This is a genomic window from Pseudomonas entomophila L48 (genome assembly GCF_000026105.1).
Classification (GTDB): Bacteria; Pseudomonadota; Gammaproteobacteria; order Pseudomonadales; family Pseudomonadaceae; genus Aquipseudomonas; species Aquipseudomonas entomophila.
On record NC_008027.1, the window covers coordinates 289,526 to 308,368 of the forward strand.

An 18,843-nucleotide genomic window follows, 5' to 3' on the forward strand; every position below is an offset into this window, starting at 1 on the left:
CTGGCCTCAGGAATGACTCAACTCGGCATGCTCATCCCCGCCCAGCACCTGCTGGTCGGTCTGCTTGAGCAGCTGGCTGGTGACCACGCCCGCGGTCATCGAGCCATTCACGTTCAACGCCGTGCGGCCCATGTCGATCAGCGGTTCCACCGAGATCAGCAAGGCCACCAGCTCGACCGGCAGGCCCATGGCCGGCAGCACGATCAACGCGGCGAAGGTCGCGCCACCACCAACACCCGCCACGCCGGCCGAGCTCAGGGTGACGATGGCCACCAGGGTGGCGATCCACAGCGGGTCGAAGGTATCGATGCCCACCGCCGGTGCGACCATCACCGCGAGCATCGCCGGGTACAGGCCGGCGCAGCCGTTCTGGCCGATGGTCGCGCCGAACGAGGCGCTGAAGCTGGCGATCGACTGCGGCACGCCCAGGCGCAGGGTCTGCGCCTCGATGTTGAGCGGGATGCTGGCGGCGCTTGAGCGGCTGGTGAAGGCGAAGGTCAGCACCGGCCACACCTTGCGGAAGAAGCGCAGCGGGCTGACGCCGGTCAGCGCCAGGATCACCCCGTGGACCACGAACATCAGGCCCAGGCCGATATACGACACCACCACGAAGCTGCCCAGCTTGAGGATGTCCTCGAGGTTGGAGCTGGCGACCACCTTGGTCATCAGTGCCAGCACACCATAGGGGGTGAGCTTCATCACCAGGCGTACCAGGCGCATCACCCAGGCCTGCAGCACGTCGATGGCCGACAACGCACGCGCGCCCTTGTCCTTGTCGTCCTTGATCAGCTGCAGGGCCGCGAGGCCCAGGAACACGGCGAAGATCACGACGCTGATGATCGAAGTCGGCTTGGCCCGGGCCAGGTCGCCCACCGGGTTGGTCGGCACGAACGACAGCAGCAGTTGCGGGATGTTGAGGTCGGCGACCTTGCCCGCGTAGTCGCTGTTGATGGCTTGCAGGCGGGCGCTTTCCTGGGCGCCGGCCACCAGCCCCTCGGCGCTCAGGCCGAACAGGTTGGTCAGGGCGATGCCGATCAGCGCGGCGATGGCGGTGGTCAGCAGCAAGGTGCCGATGCTCAGCACGCTGATGCGGCCCAGCGAGGAGGCGTTGTGCAGGCGGGCCACGGCGCTGAGGATCGAGGCGAAGATCAGCGGCATGACGATCATCTGCAGCAGGCCGACATAGCCGTTGCCGACCAGGTCGAGCCAGGCCAGGGTGGCTTTCAGCACCGGGTGGCCGGCTCCGTAGATCGAGTGCAGGGCCAGGCCGAACACCACGCCCAGCACCAGGCCCAGCAGCACCTTCTTGGCCAGGCTCCAGTCGGTGCGGCGGGTTTGCGCCAGGCCCAGCAACAGGGCCAGGAACGCCAGCAGGTTGAGTGACAGCGGCAGGTTCATTGAAGCTCCAGGAAAAGGCGGAAGAGGCATCGCCTCTGTGAGCGATTACGAACGGAAATGCTAACAGCCTGAAAACAAACGAATTTATACCTAAAAGTAATTTGCATAGTCGTTAATGGAATAACGCTATGTCGCAATTGGCAATGAACATGGCGTTTGCGGTTGCCTGAACGTCGGTCGCGAGTGCCTGCCTGTCATAAATCAGGCATAGGGTTGAGCGGCCACGTCTTTGGGAGAACCGCACATGATGTCTGCTCCGAGAATCCTTGCCGGCGGCCTGGCCCTGCTGCTGAGTGCCAGCAGCTGGGCGGCCACCGAGCTCAAGCACTGGCCGGCCGAGGCAGCCCAGAAGCTCGACGCGATGATTGCCGCCAACGCCAACAAGGGTAACTACGCGGTGTTCGACATGGACAACACCAGCTACCGCTTCGACCTCGAGGAAGCGTTGCTGCCGTTCATGGAGAACAAGGGCCTGCTGACCCGCGACAAGCTCGACCCCTCGCTCAAGCTGATCCCGTTCAAGGACACCGCCGAGCACAAGGAGAGCCTGTTCAGCTACTACTACCGCCTGTGCGAGATCGACGACATGGTCTGCTACCCCTGGGTGGCCCAGGTGTTCTCGGGGTTCACCCTCAAGGAGCTCAAGCAGCAGGTCGACGAACTGATGGCCTCGGGCAAGCCGATCCCCAGCACCTATTTCGAGGGTGACCAGGTCAAGACCATCGAGGTGCAGCCGCCCAAGGTGTTCACCGGCCAGGCCGAGCTGTACAACAAGCTGATGGAGAACGGCATCGAGGTCTATGTGATTTCCGCCGCCTCGGAAGAGCTGGTACGCATGGTCGCCGCCGATCCGAAGTACGGCTACAACGTCAAACCCGAGAACGTGATCGGCGTGAGCCTGTTGCTCAAGGACCGCGCCAACGGCCAACTGACCACCGCGCGCAAGCAGATCACCGCCGGGCACTATGATCCGAAGGCCAACGAAGGCCTGGAGCTGACGCCTTACCTGTGGACCCCGGCGACCTGGATGGCGGGCAAGCAGGCGGCCATCCTCACCTATATCGATGAGTGGAAGAAGCCGGTGCTGGTGGGTGGCGACACCCCGACCAGCGATGGCTACATGCAGTTCCACAGCGTTGATGTGGGCAAGGGCGGCATTCACCTGTGGATCAACCGCAAGGCCAAGTACATGGACCAGCTGAACGGCATGATCGCCAAGCATGCGGCGGCGCAGGCCAAGGAGGGGTTGCCGGTGACGGCGGACAAGAACTGGGTGATCGTGACGCCGGAGCAGATTCAGTAAGGGTCTTGAGTACGAATTGAGCTTGTGCCAACTGCGAGTTTGGATCCAATATCAATGGTGTCTTAATGACATTATCGGGGTCGCATTAGCATGGCAATTCGTACTCAACGATTTCTCTATCACCTCACAAGTGTTGCAAACGTCTCCTCGATTTTTCAGCGCGGGCTGCTTCCACGGACGGTGTTGGATGAGGAGGAATTTGCCGATATTGCTGACGCAGAGATCATTCTGGGCCGCCGTCAACAAGGCCTTGAGCAGTATGTGCCCTTCCATTGGTTTGCCAAGAATCCTTTTGATGGAAGGGTCTATCAGGATAGGCCTGATGAAGAGTTTGTACTGATCGCTGTGGAAAGAAGTCATGCCCAGACACAAAACTGGAGCGTCATAGCTCGGCATCCGCTGTCGGGCAGTCGATTTGAGCTGCTAGGGTATGACGAAGGTTTCGAAGCTATCGATTGGGACCTGATGGACCGACGGGATTACCATGATCAGGAATGCAAGCATGTCTGTATGGCAGAATGTCTTGCTCCTGGGCCCGTCCCGGTTTCCCAGTTCGCAAAAATCTACACACCCTCTGATGAAATCTTTGGGTACGTAAGGGCGCAAGCTGTGGCTGCCGGGTTCAGGAACCTCTGGATTGATGCCAACAGGAATATGTTCCCTGCCCGATGACGTATACCAGACTTAACCCAAGCAAAGCCCTGATCTGGCGAGTCGTCCACCGCGATAACCTCCCGTGGCTACTGGACAACGGCTTGTGTGCGGTTTCCAGAGGGAACCTCTCCAGCGGCTACGTCGGAATTGGTAATCCTGACTTGATCAGCAAGCGTTCCAGGCGAGCGGTGCCCATCCATCCCGGTGGGACGCTGGCAGACTACGTGCCGTTCTACTTCACACCGTTCTCCGTGATGATGAAAAACATCCATTCAGGACGGGGAGTACAGCAACGTCGGAACGAGGAGATCGTGATTCTTGTCTCCAGCCTGTACCATGTGCGGTCCCTGGGGCTGCCCTTTGTCTTTACTGATGCTCATGCGTATCCGGACTGGGCAGGCTACTACAGCGACCTGGAGCATCTGGACAAGATCGACTGGCAGATCTTGCAGTCCAGAGATTTCAAGCGTGACCCAGACGATCCACGAAAAATGGAGCGCTATCAGGCTGAAGCCCTGATCCACGGGCACGTTCCAGTCGCTGGCCTTCTAGGGATTGTCTGCTACAACGAAGCTTTGCAACGTCGTGTTGATCAGGAGGTCCGGCAACGTCAGCTGGATCTTCCCGTGCATGCTCGACCTGGGTGGTATTTCTGATGATTCGCTTTACGCAAGGTAACCTGCTGGAGGCCAAGGCCGAAGCGCTGGTTAACACAGTCAACACCGTTGGGGTGATGGGTAAAGGCATTGCGCTGATGTTCAAAGAGCGCTTTGTAGAGAACTATCGCCTGTATGCGGCTGCCTGCAAAGCGGACGAAGTTGTCACTGGAAAGATGTTCATCACCGAGGTTCGTGAGCTGGACGGCCCGCGCTGGGTTGTGAACTTTCCGACCAAGCGTCATTGGCGTTCTCCATCACAGCTTGCCTGGATCACAGATGGCCTTCATGACTTGCGGAGCTTCATTCTTGCCAATGACGTGAGTTCCATAGCAATCCCTCCACTGGGGGCGGGTAATGGCGGGTTGCCTTGGGCTGCTGTGCGCGAACAGATTGAAGTGGTGCTGGGGGATCTGGATGCTGACGTGCTCGTATTTGAGCCCACGAGCAAGTATCAAAATGTCTCGAAGCGCACAGGGGTCGAGAAGCTTACCCCTGCCAGAGCGCTCATAGCCGAGCTGGTGCGTCGTTATTGGGTACTTGGTATGGAGTGCAGCTTGCTGGAGATCCAGAAGCTGGCGTGGTTCCTGGAGCGCTCAATCGAGCGCTTCACTCCTGATGACAACCCGCTCAACCTGCAGTTCAGTGCTCACAAGTACGGTCCTTACACTAACCGACTGGAGCATCTACTGAATAATCTCGATGGTAGTTATCTCCATTGTGACAAGCGTATCGGTGATGCTGGCCCCTTGGATGTGATCTGGTTCGATGAGGGGCGGAAGGCTTTCGTTGATACTTACTTGCACAGTGAGGCTAAGGTCCATTTACCTGCGTTGGAGTTTACGGCTGAGCTGATTGATGGCTTTGAGTCTCCATTTGGTATGGAGCTTCTGGCCACGGTTGACTGGATGCTTCATCGGGATGGGGTGGCACCAACGGTCGATGCTATTCGGGAAGGGTTGCAAAATTGGTCAGGTGGGAAGGAAGCAGCTGCCCGTAAGAATGCCCTCTTCGATGACGACTCTTTGGCAACTGCACTAAAAAAGCTCTCGGTTTTCCAGGCTCAAGGCGTAGTGCAAGTACATTGATACACCAGAAAGAAAAAACCGGCGCACAGGGCGCCGGTTTTTTATTGCCTTCGGAGCCTCACAGCCCGTCGAGCATCGCTTTGTTGCGCACCGCGCCCTTGTCGGCGCTGGTGGCCAGCAGGGCGTAGGCCTTCAGCGCGGTGGTCACCTTGCGTGGCCGCACTTCAGCCGGCTTCCAGCCCTTCTTGTCCTGCTCGACGCGACGCGCGGCCAGCTCTTCATCGCTGACCAGCAGGTTGATCGAACGGTTGGGGATGTCGATCAGCACTTTGTCGCCATCGCGCACCAGGCCGATCGCGCCGCCCGCCGCCGCTTCCGGCGAAGCGTGGCCGATGGACAGGCCCGAGGTGCCGCCGGAGAAACGGCCGTCGGTGAGCAGGGCGCAGGCTTTGCCCAGGCCTTTCGACTTCAGGTACGAGGTCGGGTACAGCATTTCCTGCATGCCCGGCCCGCCTTTCGGGCCTTCGTAGCGAATGATGACGATGTCGCCAGCCTTCACTTCGTCGGCGAGGATGCCGCGCACGGCGCTGTCCTGGCTCTCGAAGATCTTCGCGTTGCCTTCGAACACCAGGATCGAGTCATCCACGCCGGCGGTCTTCACCACGCAGCCGTCCTGGGCGATGTTGCCGTACAGCACGGCCAGGCCGCCTTCCTGTGAGTAGGCGTGCTCGACGCTGCGGATGCAGCCTTCGGCGCGGTCGTCGTCCAGGGTTTCCCAGCGGGTCGACTGGCTGAACGCGGTCTGCGTCGGGATGCCGGCCGGGCCTGCCTTGAAGAAGGTGTGCACGGCTTCGTCATCGGTCTGGGTGATGTCCCACTTGGCGATGGCCTCTTCCATGCTGCGGCTGTGCACGGTAGGGAGGTCGGTATGCAGCAGGCCGCCACGGGCCAGCGAGCCGAGGATGCTGAAGATGCCGCCGGCGCGGTGCACGTCTTCCATGTGGTACTTCTGGATGTTCGGCGCCACCTTGCACAGCTGCGGCACCTTGCGCGACAGGCGATCGATGTCGCGCAGGTCGAAGTCCACTTCCGCTTCCTGGGCCGCGGCCAGCAGGTGCAGGATGGTGTTGGTCGAGCCACCCATGGCGATATCGAGCATCATGGCGTTCTCGAACGCCTTGAAGTTGGCGATGCTGCGCGGCAGCACCGACGCATCGTTCTCGCCGTAGTAGCGCTTGCACAGCTCGACGATGGTGCGGCCGGCGGTGAGGAACAGCTGCTCGCGGTCCGAGTGGGTGGCCAGCGTCGAGCCGTTGCCCGGCAGGGCGAGGCCCAGGGCCTCGGTCAGGCAGTTCATCGAGTTGGCGGTGAACATGCCGGAGCACGAACCGCAGGTCGGGCAGGCGCTGCGCTCGTATTCGGCGACCTTCTCGTCGGAGGCACTGGAGTCGGCGGCGATGACCATGGCGTCGACCAGGTCCAGGCCGTGGCTGGCCAGCTTGGTCTTGCCGGCTTCCATCGGGCCGCCGGAAACGAAGATCACCGGGATGTTCAGGCGCAGGGCGGCCATCAGCATGCCGGGGGTGATCTTGTCGCAGTTGGAGATGCAGACGATGGCGTCGGCGCAGTGGGCGTTGACCATGTACTCGACGGCGTCGGCGATGATCTCGCGGCTGGGCAGCGAGTACAGCATGCCGTCGTGGCCCATGGCGATGCCGTCGTCCACGGCGATGGTATTGAACTCTTTCGCCACGCCGCCGGCGCGTTCGATCTCGCGGGCGACCAGCTGGCCCAGGTCCTTCAGGTGCACGTGCCCCGGGACGAACTGGGTGAACGAGTTGGCGATGGCGATGATCGGTTTCTTGAAATCTTCGTCCTTCATCCCGGTGGCGCGCCACAGGGCACGGGCGCCGGCCATGTTGCGGCCTTGGGTGGAAGTCTTGGAACGATAATCAGGCATGGAGCGCTCCTGGCGGCTTAATCAGGTCTCTAACTAGGGGAGTGAGCTTCTCGTGTCCTGAACGCCTGGGCCGGTTGCCGCTGGCACGGATGGGGGTCGAAGGACCGCGCGGGATCGCCGCAGGCTCGACCAGAGCTCATAAACCCGCCGGGGATGTCTGGCGATGAATGGCTCGATTCTACACCGCCGCGCCCGCGAGGGAATGGCGTTGTGATAATTGGCAGTCGCCAGCCCGCAAGGTAAAGGCCTTGGCGTGGTTCGCGCCGGTTTCGGTAGACTTGCGCGCCTCCTACCTCACTGGCCAAAAGGATTTGCAATGCCAGCGCCTAGCCGCTCTTTAATGTTCTACGTTGCCATTGGCCTGATCCAAGGCCTGGTGCTACTCACCACGTTGCTCGGTAAAGGCGAGCTCCTGGGTTTGAGCCTGTCTGTGACCTTGTGCGTCGCGGTGGTAGTGGCCGGTCTGAACCTGCAATTGCTGGGCAGCGCGGTGCTGCAACGTGGCACAGGCTGGCTGGTACTGGGCCTGACCGTGCTGATCAGCGGTATCAGTGGCTGGCTCTTCCGGTTCGAGCACATGGGGTGGCTGCAGTCGACCTGGTGCCTGGCCGCCATCGTGCTGGGTTACATCGGCACTGCGTTCATTCTTGCCTGGCCGACCCGCGAAGGGCTGCGGCCACGCTATGAGGACCTGTTCCGGCATGCCTGGAACAACGTGTTCATCCTGTTCCTGGCGCAGTTGCTGATGGGCCTGTTCTGGCAACTGCTTTGGCTGTGCGCACTGTTGTTCGCCATGCTGGGTATCCCGCAGATCAAGCATGTGGTGGAGGCCCCCGAGTTCCTCTGCCTGCTGCTGCCGGTGGTGTTCTCCCTGGGGATGCGCATGGGCCGGGAAAACGAAAAGGTCATCGGGCTGCTGCGCGGTATCCTGCTGACACTGTGCCGCTTCCTGTTGCCGTTGAGTGCGGTGATCGCCGTGGTGTTCACCCTGACGCTGCCTTTCAGCGGCCTGCAACCGGTGTGGGACACTGGCTATTCGACTGCTCTGCTGTTGGTGCTGGCAGGCATCAACCTGTTCCTGACCAATGGTGTGTTCCAGGACGGCCATCACGGCCATGCCTACCCTGCGCCGCTCAAGCGCCTGGTCGAGGCCAGCCTGTTGTGCCTGCCGGTGCTGGTGGGCCTGGCGGCCTATGCCAGCTGGTTGCGCATCGACCAGTACGGTCTGACCCCGTCGCGCATCATGGCCATGCTGTTGGTGGGCGTGATGGTCGCGCACAGCCTGGCGGCGGTGTGGGCGGTGGTGAGCTCACGGCAGGCCTGGTTGCACAGCCTGCGGCTGAGCAACCCGTGGATCGCCTTGCTCAGCGCGGTGCTGGTGGTGCTGTTCTATACACCGCTACTGGATCCGATGACGCTGAGTGCGAAGAACCAGGTCGAACGCCTGGTCAGTGGGCGCACGCCAATCGATGAGTTCGATGCCAGCAACTTGTACTACCACTTGGGCGACCCGGGACGTGCTGCATTCGATGAGTTGCAGGCGCAACTTCAAGGCCCGGAGTTGTTCGACCAGGCCGGCCGCGAACGGCTTCTGCTCAATATGGCCAAGGTACATGAGCCGCCTGTCGAAGAGCCCCATGGCCCGCAGCTTGAGTGGTTGGGCGCCGCGGTGCGCAACAGCCAGGCATTCGACACGCAGGTCTTGACCGAGAGCCAGTGCGGCGGCAAAGGCTGTTTCCTGTGGGCGGTGGACATGGACGGCGATGGGCGCGACGAAGTGTTGATGATCCCGCGCCATGTCTACGCGTCCAACGTGTTCGTCTTCGCCAGTGAAGGCGGGTGGCACCAGATTGGCACCCTGTACGGTGGTTTCGAGAACACCGAGGAGCTGGTCAGGCAGATACGCCAGGGGGCGATGAAACCGGTCACGCCGAAGTACAAGACCCTGAGCCTCAATGGCGAGGAACTGTCCTTGCGGTTGGAGAAGTAGCCTTTACAGGCATGAAAAATCCCGGCGCCTGGCCGGGATTTTCTTGTTGCGGACGCCTTAGCTGTTGGGCAGCAACCGGCAGGTGATGCTCTTGATATAGCGGGTCTCGGCAATCGCCGGGTGCACCGGGTGGTCCGGGCCCTGGCCGCCGCGCTCGAGCAGCTGCAGGTTGCGGTCCAGGTGGCGGGCGCTGGTCAGCAGGATGTTGTTCAGGTCATCCTCTGGCAGGTGCATCGAGCACGAGGCGCTGACCAGGATGCCGTCCTTGTTCAGCATACGCATGGCCTGCTCGTTGAGGCGGCGGTAGGCGGCCTCGCCGTTCTTCAGGTCCTTCTTGCGTTTGATGAAGGCGGGCGGGTCGGCGATGATCACGTCGAAGCGCTCTTCGGCGGCCTTGAGTTCGCGCAGGGCTTCGAACACATCACCTTCGATGCAGGTCAGCTTCTCGCTGATGCCGTTCAGCGCGGCGTTGCGCTCCACACCGTCGAGGGCGAAGCCAGATGCGTCCACACAGAACACTTCGCTGGCGCCGAACGCGCCGGCCTGCACGCCCCAGCCACCGATGTAGCTGAACAGGTCGAGCACACGCTTGCCCTTGACGTAGGGTGCCAGGCGCGCGCGGTTCATGCGGTGGTCGTAGAACCAGCCGGTTTTCTGCCCTTCACGCACCGGGGCTTCGAACTTCACGCCGTTCTCTTCCAGCGCCACCCAGTCCGGCACTTCGCCGTAGACGGTGTCGACATAGCGCTCGAGGCCTTCGGCGTCGCGGGCGGCGGAGTCGTTCTTGAACAGGATGCCGCTCGGCTTGAGCACCTGGACCAGGGCGGCGATCACGTCGTCCTTGTGGGCTTCCATGGTGGCCGAGGCCAGCTGCACCACGAGGATGTCGAAGAAGCGGTCGACCACCAGGCCCGGGAGCAGGTCGGAGTCACCGTAGACCAGGCGGTAGCACGGCTTGTCGAACAGGCGCTCGCGCAGCGACAGGGCCACGTTCAGGCGGTGCACCAGCAGCGACTTGTCCAGCGGCAGCTTGGCGTCGCGCGACAGCAGGCGGGCGCAGATCAGGTTGTTCGGGCTCATGGCCACCACGCCCAGGGGCTTGCCGTTGGCGGCTTCGAGGATGGCCTGCTGGCCGGCCTTCAGGCCCTGCAGCGGGGTCGCGGCGACGTCGACTTCGTTGCTGTAGACCCACAGGTGGCCGGCGCGCAGGCGGCGGTCGGCATTGGCTTTGAGGCGAAGGCTGGGCAGGGACATGACGTCGCTCCGGGAAAAAAGAGCGGGAGTATACCGTGTTGGCCCCGGATTCGCTGTGGCCTGCGACCAAGCGTGGACTTATCGCGTCATCCTGTAGGAGCCAGCCTTGCTGGCGAACCAGGCGCCGCAGTGCATGGCACCGGCCTTGCCGGTGTTCGCCAGCAAGGCTGGCTCCTACAGCGCTAAAGATATTCTTGGATCCAACGATCCACTGATAGGTTGCCCTGCCGGCGTACAGGGTTAGAATCCCCCGTCCCCAGCGAGTGTGTACTTATGTCCCAGGAACTATCCGCCGAACAGATCCAGCAAGCCTTGCAAGGCATCACCATCCCGCCACAGCCGCAGATCATGGTCGACCTGCAGTTCGAGCAATACATGCCCGACCCTGATCTCGAGACCATCGCCAAGCTGATCAGCCAGGACCCGGGCCTGTCCGGCGCCCTGCTCAAACTGGTCAATTCGGCGCAGTTCGGCCTGGCGAACAAGATCGGCTCGATCCAGCGCGCGGTGAACCTGCTGGGCAGCCGCTCGATCATCAACCTGATCAACGCCCAGTCGATCAAGGGCGAGATGAGCGACGAGACCATCGTCACCCTCAACCCGTTCTGGGACACCGCCCAGGACGTGGCCATGACCTGCCTGACCCTGGCCAAGCGCACTGGCATCCAGGCGGTCGACGAGGCCTACACGCTAGGCCTGTTCCACGATTGCGGCGTGCCGCTGATGCACAAGCGCTTCCCCAACTACATGGAAGTGCTGGAAGAGTCCTACGCCAAGGCCAATGACGAAATCCGCGTGGTGGACACCGAGAACCGTGTGTTCAACACCAACCACTCGGTGGTCGGCTACTTCACCGCCAAGTCCTGGCGCCTGCCGGAGCATATCAGCGCCGCCATCGCCAACCACCACAACGCCCTGGCGGTGTTCCGCGACGAGTCCTCGCGCAACACCCAGACCCAGTTGAAGAACCTGCTGGCGGTGCTGAAGATGTCCGAGCACATCTGCGCGTCCTACCGCGTGCTGGGCAACCAGACCGTGGACCACGAGTGGGAGATGGTCGGGCCGCTGGTGCTGGACTACATCGGCTTGACCGAGTACGACTTCGAGCAGCTCAAGCAGAACATCCGCGAATTGGGCGGGCACTGAGCCATGCCGGAATTGCCAGAGGTCGAGACGACGCGGCGCGGTATTGCTCCGCATCTGGTGGGCCAGCGGGTCAGCCGCGTGGTGGTGCGTGACCGGCGCCTGCGCTGGCCGATCCCGGAAGACCTCGACGTGCGCCTGTCGGGGCAGTGCATTGTCAGCGTCGAGCGCCGCGCCAAGTACCTGCTGATCAACGCCGAGGTCGGCACCTTGATCAGCCACCTGGGCATGTCCGGCAACCTGCGCCTGGTCGAACTGGGGCTGCCGGCGGCCAAGCACGAGCATGTAGACATCGAGCTGGAGTCGGGGTTGATGCTGCGTTACACCGACCCGCGGCGCTTCGGGGCCATGCTGTGGAGCCTCGACCCGCTCAACCACGAGTTGCTGATACGCCTGGGGCCAGAGCCGTTGACCGACCTGTTCGACGGCGAGCGGCTGTTCCAGCTGTCCCGTGGCCGGTCGATGGCGGTCAAGCCGTTCATCATGGACAACGCCGTGGTGGTGGGTGTGGGCAACATCTACGCCACCGAGGCATTGTTCGCAGCGGGCATCGACCCGCGTCGCGAGGCGGGCGGGATTTCGAGGGCGCGCTACCTGAAGCTGGCGATCGAGATCAAACGGGTGCTCGCGGCGGCCATCGAGCAGGGTGGGACAACGTTGCGTGATTTCATCGGTGGCGATGGGCAGCCGGGGTATTTCCAGCAGGAACTGTTCGTCTATGGGCGGGGTGGGCAGCCGTGCAAGGTGTGCGGCACCGAATTGCGTGAGGTGAAGCTGGGGCAGCGGGCAAGCGTGTTCTGCCCGAAATGCCAGCGTTAGCGTCAGCGCGGACCCTGTGGGAGCAATTGTCTAGCAGAGTATTCGTAGTTTGCGCTTGCTCTGTGGGAGCGGCCTTTTGTCGCGAAAGGGCCGCAAAGCGGCCCCAGCGATCATTGCATCGAAACTGAGATCCTAGGGCCGCTACGCAGCCCTTTCGCGACACAAGGCCGCTCCCACAGGGACTCTGCAGCCTGATGGTGCGGCGGGGAGTCTGTAGGAGCCGGCTTGCCGGCGAAAGGGTCGAGGGCTCAGTAGCCTATTGCTGACTGCCCCACACCTCGCGGATCACTGGCGGCCTCCAGGGTCCCACCCGCCTTGTCCCAATACAGCACCTGCTGGTTCCCGTAGCTGCGCCCCATGTCCTTCAGCTGATATCCACGCGCTTGCAGCTCGGCTTTCTGCCCTGGACTGAACGCCCCCGGCTCATGCTCGACCACATCTGGCAGGTACTGATGGTGGTAGCGCGCCGTCGCCGGCCATTCGGCCACCGGCCGACCTTCCAGGAAGCCCATCACCGACAGCAGCACCATGCTCGGGATCCGGCTGCCGCCCGGCGTGCCGAAGCTGGCGAATTGGCTTGGGCTTTCGATGAACGTCGGGCTCATGCTCGACAGCGGCCGCTTGCCCGCCGCCACCGCGTTGGCCTGGCTGCCCGCCAGGCCGTAGCTGTTGCTGCCGCTGGGGTCGGCGGCAAAATCGTCCATCTCGTTGTTCAACACCACGCCGGTGCCCGGCACGCTGAACGCCGCGCCGAATGGCAGGTTGACCGACAGCGTGGCGGACACCGCGTTGCCGTCGGCGTCGATCACCGTGAAGTGGGTGGTGTGGTCGCCCTCGCGCCAGGCCGGCGAGGGCGGCAGGGCGCTGCTGGGCGTGGCCTGGTGCACATCGATGCCGTCGGCCAGCCCGGTGAGGTACTGGCGCGCCAACAGGCGGTTGATGGGGTTGGCGACGTAGTCCGGGTCGCCGAGCAGGCCGCGGTCGCGGTAGGCCCGGCGCAACACTTCGATCACGTAGTGGCTGCGCTGTACCGGTTCGGCGCTTTGCCAGGGCAGGCGCTGGAGCATGGCCAGGCTCTGGGCCAGGGCCACGCCGCCGGCCGACGGCGGCGGGCTGCTGATCAGCTCGCGCTGGTTGGCCAGCGGGTAGCGCAGAGGCTCGCGCCAGGCGGTGTGGTAGCCGGCGAGGTCGTCGAGGGTCCAGACGCCACCGGCCTGGCGCACACCGTCGACCAGGCGTTGGGCCATCGGGCCCCGGTAGAAGCCGTCACGGCCGTGGTCGGCCATGCGCTGCAAGGTGGTGGCCAGTTCCGGCTGGCGGATCAGCGTCCCCAACGCCGGCACGTCGTGGGTGCGCAGGAACAGCCGGGCACTTTCGGCGTCGTCGCGCAGGGCACTCAGGCGCATGGTCGCCCGGTCGCGGTAGATGCGGTCGACGGCAAAGCCCTGGTTGGCCAGGCGGATGGCCGGGGCCAGGGTGTCCTTCAGGGGCAGCTTGCCGTGGGTCGCGGCCAGGTCGGCCAGCGCCTGGGGCAGGCCAGGGATGGCGGCGGCCAACGGGCCGTTGATCGACAGACCTGGCTGCACCTTGCCGTCTTTGAGGTACATGTCCGCCCGGGCGGCGGCCGGCGCACGCTCACGGGCATCGAGGAAGGCGTAGCGGGGTGCGTCGCCACTTTCGCGCAGCAGGAAGAAACCGCCACCGCCCAGGCCCGAGCCGTAGGGCTCGACCACCGCCAGCGCGGCGCTGATGGCCACGGCGGCGTCGAAGGCGTTGCCGCCCTGGGCGAGAACCTGCTGGGCTGCCGCAGTGGCTGCGCCGTGCGGGCTGGCAATGGCCGCGCGACCCGGGCCATCCGCCTGGGCGGCGGTGGCCAGCAGCGCCAGGGTGGCGCCGAGGAGTGAGCGTCGAACTGCGGCGACGAACGGCATCAGGCCTTGCCGGTGATCCGGCGGTACTTGGCCATCAGCTCGTCTTCGGTTTCCGGGTGGGCTTCATCCAGGGGGATGCAGTCGACCGGGCAGACCTGCTGGCACTGTGGCTCGTCGTAGTGGCCCACGCACTGGGTGCACAGGTTCGGGTCGATCACATAGATCTCTTCGCCTTGCGAGATGGCGGCGTTCGGGCACTCGGGTTCGCAGACGTCGCAGTTGATGCAATCGTCGGTGATGATCAGGGACATGGAGACTCCGGCCGGGGCGTCGGGCCCGGGCATGTTTCAAAGCGACAAGCGCAATTGTGCCGGATTCGCGCCCGCAGTGCACGCGGGCGCGACATCCTGACCGCAGGGTTACTTGCGGAAGCGCTCGGTCAACGCGTCGGCCACGGTGGGGTGGACGAACTTGCTGATATCACCGCCCAGCGCGGCGATTTCCCGGACCAGTGTCGAGGAAATGAACGAATAGCGCTCGGACGGGGTGAGGAACAGGCTCTCGACGTCCGGTGCCAGCTGGCGGTTCATGTTGGCCAGCTGGAACTCGTATTCGAAGTCGGAAACCGCGCGCAGGCCGCGCAGGAACACGTTGGCGCCCTGTTCCTTGGCGAAATGCGCCAGCAGCGAGGAGAAGCCGATGACTTCGACATTGGGCAGGTGCTTGGTGACCTCGCGGGCCAGCTCGACCCGTTGTTCCAGCGGGAACAGGGGGTTTTTCTTGGGGCTGGCCGCCACGGCGATGATCACGTGGTCGAACAGCCGCGAGGCGCGCTCGACCAGGTCGCCATGGCCTTTGGTAATGGGGTCGAAAGTACCCGGGTACAACACTCGGTTCATCGCGTCATCCTGGCTGGAGTGCGTTGGGGAGTCGGATGGTAGCGCAGCGATTGCGCCCGGCCAAGTCGCGTGGCTGGCTGATGGCACTATAGACAGTGCGTGTATTGGCTGTCATGCGCCGTTTGCCAGGCGCCCGATCAGCGCGTCGCTGAGCCGCGCGGCCAGGGCATAGACCGACAACTGCGGGTTGGCGCCGATGCTGGTGGGGAACAGCGAGCCGTCGTGGATCGACAGGTTCTCCAGCTGGTGATGCCGGCCCAGGCTGTCGCACACCGCCTGGCGCGGGTCTTCGCCCAGGGTGCAGCCGCCCATGACATGGGCGCTGCCCAGGCGCATGCGGAACAGTTCCATAGGCAGGCTATCGATCAGTGCCTTGGCCTGGTCCGGCGTCTCGACGTAGCGGGCATCGCCATGCACCGGCAGCACCTGGCGGGCACCGGCGGCGAACTGGATCTGCGCCATGCTGTGCCAGGCCCGGCGCAGGCCATCGCGCAGGTAGTCGGTAACGGGGTAGTCGAGCACCGGTGAGCCGTCGCCGCGCAGTTCCACCTGCCCGCCCGGGCTTTCGGGGTGGAAACCATCGCGCAGCAGCGCCAGCATCACGTGGGTGTGGGGCAGCTCGGCCATGCGCAGGGCATTGTCCTGGCCGTGCCCGCCCAGCAGGGTGCTGGCCAGGGCCGGGTGCAGCGGGGGAACCTCGAGTTTGTAGCCGATCGGGCCGGCGACGCCGTCCTGCCACTGGAACTGGTCACTGTAGATCGACTGCGGCGCGCCGTAGTACGGGTCGATCTTATCGGCGAATTGCGCGGCGCTGAAGTTGACCAGGTGCAGGAAGGTGCGCTTGCCCAGGCGCTGGTGCGGGTCGGGCGCCTCCGAGCGCAGCAACAGGGCCGGGCTGTTGATACCGCCACCGGCCAACACGTAGTGACGGGCGCGCACGCAGACCTTTCGCCCCGTGGGCTGAACGCCTTTGGCATCCAGGGCTTGGCACTGCAGGTGGTCAATGCGCTGGCCGTCGTGGCTGAAACGCTCGGCCCGGGCCAGATAGAGCAGTTCGCCGCCCGTTTCCAAGGTGGCGGGGATGCTGGTGACCAGCATCGACTGCTTGGCGTTGACCGGGCAACCCATGCCGCAGTAGCCCAGGTTCCAGCAACCGCGCACATTACGCGGGATGACCGCCCAGCGATGGCCCAGCGCCTCGCAACCCCGGCGCAGCACATCGTTGTTGGCATTCGGTGGCATCGCCCATGGGGCGATCCCCAGGCGCTGCTCCATGCGTTCGAACCAGGGGCGCAGGGTTTCGCTGTCCAGGCCCTTCACCCCGTGCTCGCGGGCCCAGTGCTCCAGCGTTTGCGGTGGGGTGCGGAAGCTCGATGTCCAGTTGACCAGTGTGGTGCCGCCTACCGCGCGGCCCTGGAGGATGGTAATGGCGCCCTCTTTGCTCAGACGCCCCAGGCCCTCCTGGTAGAGGTCGGCGTAGGCTTCGTGTTCCAGCAGGTGGAAGTCACTGCTGGTCTTCAGTGGGCCCTCCTCGATCAACAGCACCTTCAGGCCGGCTGCGCTGAGCAATTCGGCCGTGGTGGCGCCGCCAGCCCCGCTGCCGATCACCGCGACATCGGTTTCGAGCGACAGGTCTTGCTCCAGGCGTGAGCCATCATGAGTTTTCCAGCCTCGTTCAAGGCCTTGGCGAAACGGATCAGGGACGGGCATGCAGTGATTCCTTCTCAACAAGGCAGCGGCGAACCCTGTAGGAGCCGGCTTTGCCGGCGAAAGGGCCGGTACAGCCAGAGCAATACCTTGGCTCCTACACCAGGTGATGTATGTGTGGCCGTTCAGATCTTTGGCGGCCCCGGATAACCACAGGCCGCCCAGGCCTCGGGGCGCTCGTACCAGGCCATCTGCAACAGCTGCAGCAATGAGGCATGCCCCTGGCGCAACAGGTTCAACGAGCTGACCCGCCAACGATCCAGGAACCGCTCCACTTCCGCCCCTGTGGCGTTGTCCCAACTGCCCCAGACGCCAGTCAGCGGCCCCCGGGTCAGGGGCAGGTTGAGCACATCGAACAACTGCCGGGTCAGCTTGAGCATGGCCGGGGAAAGCGCCGCCAGCTTGTGGTCGAGGCTCTCGAGCACCGCCTTGGTGGACGCCTGGGTCCCGGCCAGTACCACCGGGATCAGCGCCTGCAGCAGTGGCAGGTCGTCATCGCGCAGCACCTGATAGCCAGAGGAGGGCATCTCTTTCGAGCAGCCAATTAGGCTCGCGGTACCGAGGAACAGGCTGGCGCCCAGGCTGAACCTGAGCAGGTCACGACGCTGCATGGCGTGCCCCCGCTCACCGTATGAACAGCTTGTAGACCAGGCGCTGCAAGGCTTTGCCATAAGGTGGGTAGATCACCTTGGCGGCGTTGATGCGCTGCTTGGCCAGCACGGCCTTGGCCTTGCTGAAGGTGAGGAAACCTTCGTGGCCGTGGTAGTGCCCCATGCCGGACGGGCCTATGCCGCCGAAGGGCAAGTCGTCCTGGGCCACGTGCAGCAGGGTGTCGTTCAGACACACACCACCAGAGTGGGTGTCACGCAGTACCCGCGCCTGCTCGGCACGGTCGTAGCCGAAGTAGTAGAGCGCCAAGGGCCGAGGCCGTTGGTTGATATAGGCCAGGGCGTCGTCGAGCCGGTCGTAGGGCACCAGTGGCAGCAGCGGGCCGAAGATCTCGTCCTGCATCACCTGCATGCCGTCGTTCACTTCCAGCAACAGGTGGGGCGGCAGGCGCCGACCCTGGCGGGGTTCATCCGAATAGACGTCGAGTACCTTGGCGCCCTTGGCGCGGGCGTCGTCCAGCAAGTGATTCAGGCGGCCGAGCTGGCGCTCGTTGATGATCGCGCTGTAGTCGGGGTTGTCATTGAGGCGTGGATAGGCGCGGCGCACGGCGCGCTGGTAGGCCTCGGCGAAGGCACCCAGGCGTTCGCGGGGCACCAGTACGTAGTCGGGAGCGACGCAGGTTTGCCCGGCATTGAGGGTCTTGCCGAAGGCGATGCGCTCGGCGGCGGTGTCCAGCGGCACATCCGCCGAGACGATGGCCGGCGACTTGCCGCCCAGCTCCAAGGTCACCGGGGTGAGGTTCTGCGCGGCCGCCAGCATCACGTGGCGGCCGACGCTGGTGGCGCCGGTGAACAGCAGGTGGTCGAACGGCAGGCGGGCAAAGGCCTGGCCGACTTCCACCTCACCCAGCACGATGCTGACCAGGTCACTGGGGAACACCCGCTCCAGCAGGGCCTTGAGCGCCTGGCCGCTGGCGGGGGTGGACTCGCTGAGCTTGAGCATCACCCGGTTGCCGGCGGCCAGGGCGCCGGTCAGCGGGCCAATGGCGAGGAACAGCGGGTAGTTCCACGGCACGATGATCCCCACCACCCCCAGTGGCTGGTACTGCACCCGCGCACTGGCGGGCTGGAAGGCCAGGCCGACCTTGCGCCGCGACGCGCGCATCCAGCGCTGCAGATGGCGCTCGGCATCGCGCAGGCCCAGCACCGAGGGCATCAGCTCGGCAATCAGGGTTTCATCGCGGCTGCGCCCACTGAAGTCGGCATCGATGCTGGCAATCAGGGTTTCCTGGTCCGCCAGCAGCGCTTCGCGCAGGCTCTTGAGCCACTGCCGGCGCTGGGCTGCCGGGGGCATGGGGTTGCTGGCGAATGCCCGGCGCTGGGCGTCGAACGTCGCCTGCAGGTCGAGGTCAGATTGCACGGGAGGGAGAACGGCAGGCGAGGTCATGGCGGCTCCGAGGGTGGCGAATGGCTAGAGCATATACTCTAATTGGTACGATGGTGCACCTTTTTTCATGACCTTGGCGGTGCACCCGACCGGCAGGAGGCCGTAA

Annotated in this window: 16 protein-coding genes; 7 read left to right on the forward strand and 9 right to left on the reverse strand. The window is 63.8% G+C overall.

Annotation, left to right across the window (positions count from 1 at the left end; translation table 11 throughout):
* Nucleotides 1–6 precede the first annotated feature (6 nt).
* Nucleotides 7–1,398, reverse strand: coding sequence for an L-cystine transporter (locus PSEEN_RS01255; protein WP_011531700.1), 1,392 nt, complete (start codon nucleotides 1,396–1,398; stop codon nucleotides 7–9).
* Nucleotides 1,399–1,645: 247 nt separating this feature from the next.
* On the opposite strand from PSEEN_RS01255, the gene PSEEN_RS01260 reads away from it, so the two are divergent.
* The 4 genes from PSEEN_RS01260 (at nucleotide 1,646) to darG (ending at nucleotide 5,099) form a co-directional block, all read left to right on the forward strand.
* Nucleotides 1,646–2,701, forward strand: coding sequence for an HAD family hydrolase (locus tag PSEEN_RS01260; RefSeq protein WP_162042905.1), 1,056 nt, complete (start codon nucleotides 1,646–1,648; stop codon nucleotides 2,699–2,701).
* Between the two features lie 90 nt (nucleotides 2,702–2,791).
* Nucleotides 2,792–3,373, forward strand: a complete 582-nt coding sequence (locus tag PSEEN_RS01265; RefSeq protein WP_011531702.1) for a DarT ssDNA thymidine ADP-ribosyltransferase family protein — start codon at nucleotides 2,792–2,794, stop codon at nucleotides 3,371–3,373.
* Nucleotides 3,370–4,011 carry a type II toxin-antitoxin system toxin DNA ADP-ribosyl transferase DarT gene (gene darT, locus PSEEN_RS01270; protein WP_011531703.1) on the forward strand — a complete coding sequence of 214 codons (642 nt, stop codon included), beginning with the start codon at nucleotides 3,370–3,372 and terminating at the stop codon, nucleotides 4,009–4,011. Before PSEEN_RS01265 ends, darT begins: the two co-directional genes overlap by 4 nt.
* The gene (gene darG, locus PSEEN_RS01275; RefSeq protein WP_011531704.1) at nucleotides 4,011–5,099 is read left to right on the forward strand and encodes a type II toxin-antitoxin system antitoxin DNA ADP-ribosyl glycohydrolase DarG; all 1,089 of its coding nucleotides are present in this window, start codon (nucleotides 4,011–4,013) and stop codon (nucleotides 5,097–5,099) included. The genes darT and darG overlap by 1 nt, the downstream gene beginning before the upstream one ends.
* A 58-nt stretch (nucleotides 5,100–5,157) precedes the next feature.
* On the opposite strand, the gene ilvD is transcribed toward darG, so the two are convergent.
* Entirely contained in the window at nucleotides 5,158–6,999 is a 1,842-nt protein-coding gene (gene ilvD / locus PSEEN_RS01280; protein ID WP_011531705.1) for a dihydroxy-acid dehydratase, read from the reverse strand.
* A gap of 316 nt (nucleotides 7,000–7,315) precedes the next feature.
* On the opposite strand from ilvD, the gene PSEEN_RS01285 reads away from it, so the two are divergent.
* Nucleotides 7,316–8,989: a DUF4153 domain-containing protein gene (locus PSEEN_RS01285; RefSeq protein WP_044487557.1), complete on the forward strand. Its 1,674-nt coding sequence runs from the start codon at nucleotides 7,316–7,318 to the stop codon at nucleotides 8,987–8,989.
* Between the two features lie 57 nt (nucleotides 8,990–9,046).
* Here PSEEN_RS01285 and PSEEN_RS01290 read toward each other — a convergent pair whose 3' ends face one another.
* Nucleotides 9,047–10,243 carry a class I SAM-dependent rRNA methyltransferase gene (locus PSEEN_RS01290; protein WP_011531707.1) on the reverse strand — a complete coding sequence of 399 codons (1,197 nt, stop codon included), beginning with the start codon at nucleotides 10,241–10,243 and terminating at the stop codon, nucleotides 9,047–9,049.
* 327 nt (nucleotides 10,244–10,570) lie between these two features.
* Between PSEEN_RS01290 and PSEEN_RS01295 the strand changes: the two genes are divergently transcribed.
* Together PSEEN_RS01295 and mutM are read left to right on the forward strand one after the other, a co-directional pair.
* Nucleotides 10,571–11,389 carry an HDOD domain-containing protein gene (locus tag PSEEN_RS01295; protein WP_193383918.1) on the forward strand — a complete coding sequence of 273 codons (819 nt, stop codon included), beginning with the start codon at nucleotides 10,571–10,573 and terminating at the stop codon, nucleotides 11,387–11,389.
* A gap of 3 nt (nucleotides 11,390–11,392) precedes the next feature.
* Nucleotides 11,393–12,205, forward strand: coding sequence for a bifunctional DNA-formamidopyrimidine glycosylase/DNA-(apurinic or apyrimidinic site) lyase (mutM, locus tag PSEEN_RS01300; protein WP_011531709.1), 813 nt, complete (start codon nucleotides 11,393–11,395; stop codon nucleotides 12,203–12,205).
* A 248-nt stretch (nucleotides 12,206–12,453) separates the two neighbouring features.
* Here the strand turns inward: mutM and ggt are convergent, their stop codons facing one another.
* The 6 genes from ggt to PSEEN_RS01330 all read right to left on the reverse strand — a co-directional run bounded on the left by ggt (nucleotide 12,454) and on the right by PSEEN_RS01330 (nucleotide 18,737).
* Nucleotides 12,454–14,136, reverse strand: coding sequence for a gamma-glutamyltransferase (gene ggt, locus PSEEN_RS01305; RefSeq protein WP_011531710.1), 1,683 nt, complete (start codon nucleotides 14,134–14,136; stop codon nucleotides 12,454–12,456).
* On the reverse strand, nucleotides 14,136–14,387 hold the full coding sequence (locus PSEEN_RS01310) for a YfhL family 4Fe-4S dicluster ferredoxin (RefSeq protein ID WP_011531711.1): 252 nt from the start codon (nucleotides 14,385–14,387) through the stop codon (nucleotides 14,136–14,138). The genes ggt and PSEEN_RS01310 overlap by 1 nt, the downstream gene beginning before the upstream one ends.
* A gap of 108 nt (nucleotides 14,388–14,495) precedes the next feature.
* Nucleotides 14,496–14,975, reverse strand: a complete 480-nt coding sequence (coaD, locus tag PSEEN_RS01315; protein ID WP_011531712.1) for a pantetheine-phosphate adenylyltransferase — start codon at nucleotides 14,973–14,975, stop codon at nucleotides 14,496–14,498.
* Nucleotides 14,976–15,086: 111 nt separating this feature from the next.
* Complete coding sequence (locus tag PSEEN_RS01320) at nucleotides 15,087–16,685, reverse strand: GMC family oxidoreductase (protein WP_011531713.1); 1,599 nt, start codon at nucleotides 16,683–16,685, stop codon at nucleotides 15,087–15,089.
* Between the two features lie 122 nt (nucleotides 16,686–16,807).
* Entirely contained in the window at nucleotides 16,808–17,293 is a 486-nt protein-coding gene (locus PSEEN_RS01325; RefSeq protein ID WP_011531714.1) for a hypothetical protein, read from the reverse strand.
* 13 nt (nucleotides 17,294–17,306) lie between these two features.
* Complete coding sequence (locus tag PSEEN_RS01330; protein ID WP_011531715.1) at nucleotides 17,307–18,737, reverse strand: coniferyl aldehyde dehydrogenase; 1,431 nt, start codon at nucleotides 18,735–18,737, stop codon at nucleotides 17,307–17,309.
* Nucleotides 18,738–18,843 lie beyond the last annotated feature (106 nt).

Bases quoted from the DNA above. Each gene is read 5' to 3' on its own strand.
- PSEEN_RS01255 (WP_011531700.1), bottom strand. From the start codon at position 1,398: ATGAACCTGCCGCTGTCACTCAACCTGCTGGCGTTCCTGGCCCTGTTG.
- PSEEN_RS01260 (WP_162042905.1), top strand. From the start codon at position 1,646: ATGTCTGCTCCGAGAATCCTTGCCGGCGGCCTGGCCCTGCTGCTGAGT.
- PSEEN_RS01265 (WP_011531702.1), top strand. From the start codon at position 2,792: ATGGCAATTCGTACTCAACGATTTCTCTATCACCTCACAAGTGTTGCA.
- darT (WP_011531703.1), top strand. From the start codon at position 3,370: ATGACGTATACCAGACTTAACCCAAGCAAAGCCCTGATCTGGCGAGTC.
- darG (WP_011531704.1), top strand. From the start codon at position 4,011: ATGATTCGCTTTACGCAAGGTAACCTGCTGGAGGCCAAGGCCGAAGCG.
- ilvD (WP_011531705.1), bottom strand. From the start codon at position 6,999: ATGCCTGATTATCGTTCCAAGACTTCCACCCAAGGCCGCAACATGGCC.
- PSEEN_RS01285 (WP_044487557.1), top strand. From the start codon at position 7,316: ATGCCAGCGCCTAGCCGCTCTTTAATGTTCTACGTTGCCATTGGCCTG.
- PSEEN_RS01290 (WP_011531707.1), bottom strand. From the start codon at position 10,243: ATGTCCCTGCCCAGCCTTCGCCTCAAAGCCAATGCCGACCGCCGCCTG.
- mutM (WP_011531709.1), top strand. From the start codon at position 11,393: ATGCCGGAATTGCCAGAGGTCGAGACGACGCGGCGCGGTATTGCTCCG.
- ggt (WP_011531710.1), bottom strand. From the start codon at position 14,136: ATGCCGTTCGTCGCCGCAGTTCGACGCTCACTCCTCGGCGCCACCCTG.
- PSEEN_RS01310 (WP_011531711.1), bottom strand. From the start codon at position 14,387: ATGTCCCTGATCATCACCGACGATTGCATCAACTGCGACGTCTGCGAA.
- coaD (WP_011531712.1), bottom strand. From the start codon at position 14,975: ATGAACCGAGTGTTGTACCCGGGTACTTTCGACCCCATTACCAAAGGC.
- PSEEN_RS01320 (WP_011531713.1), bottom strand. From the start codon at position 16,685: ATGCCCGTCCCTGATCCGTTTCGCCAAGGCCTTGAACGAGGCTGGAAA.
- PSEEN_RS01325 (WP_011531714.1), bottom strand. From the start codon at position 17,293: ATGCAGCGTCGTGACCTGCTCAGGTTCAGCCTGGGCGCCAGCCTGTTC.
- PSEEN_RS01330 (WP_011531715.1), bottom strand. From the start codon at position 18,737: ATGACCTCGCCTGCCGTTCTCCCTCCCGTGCAATCTGACCTCGACCTG.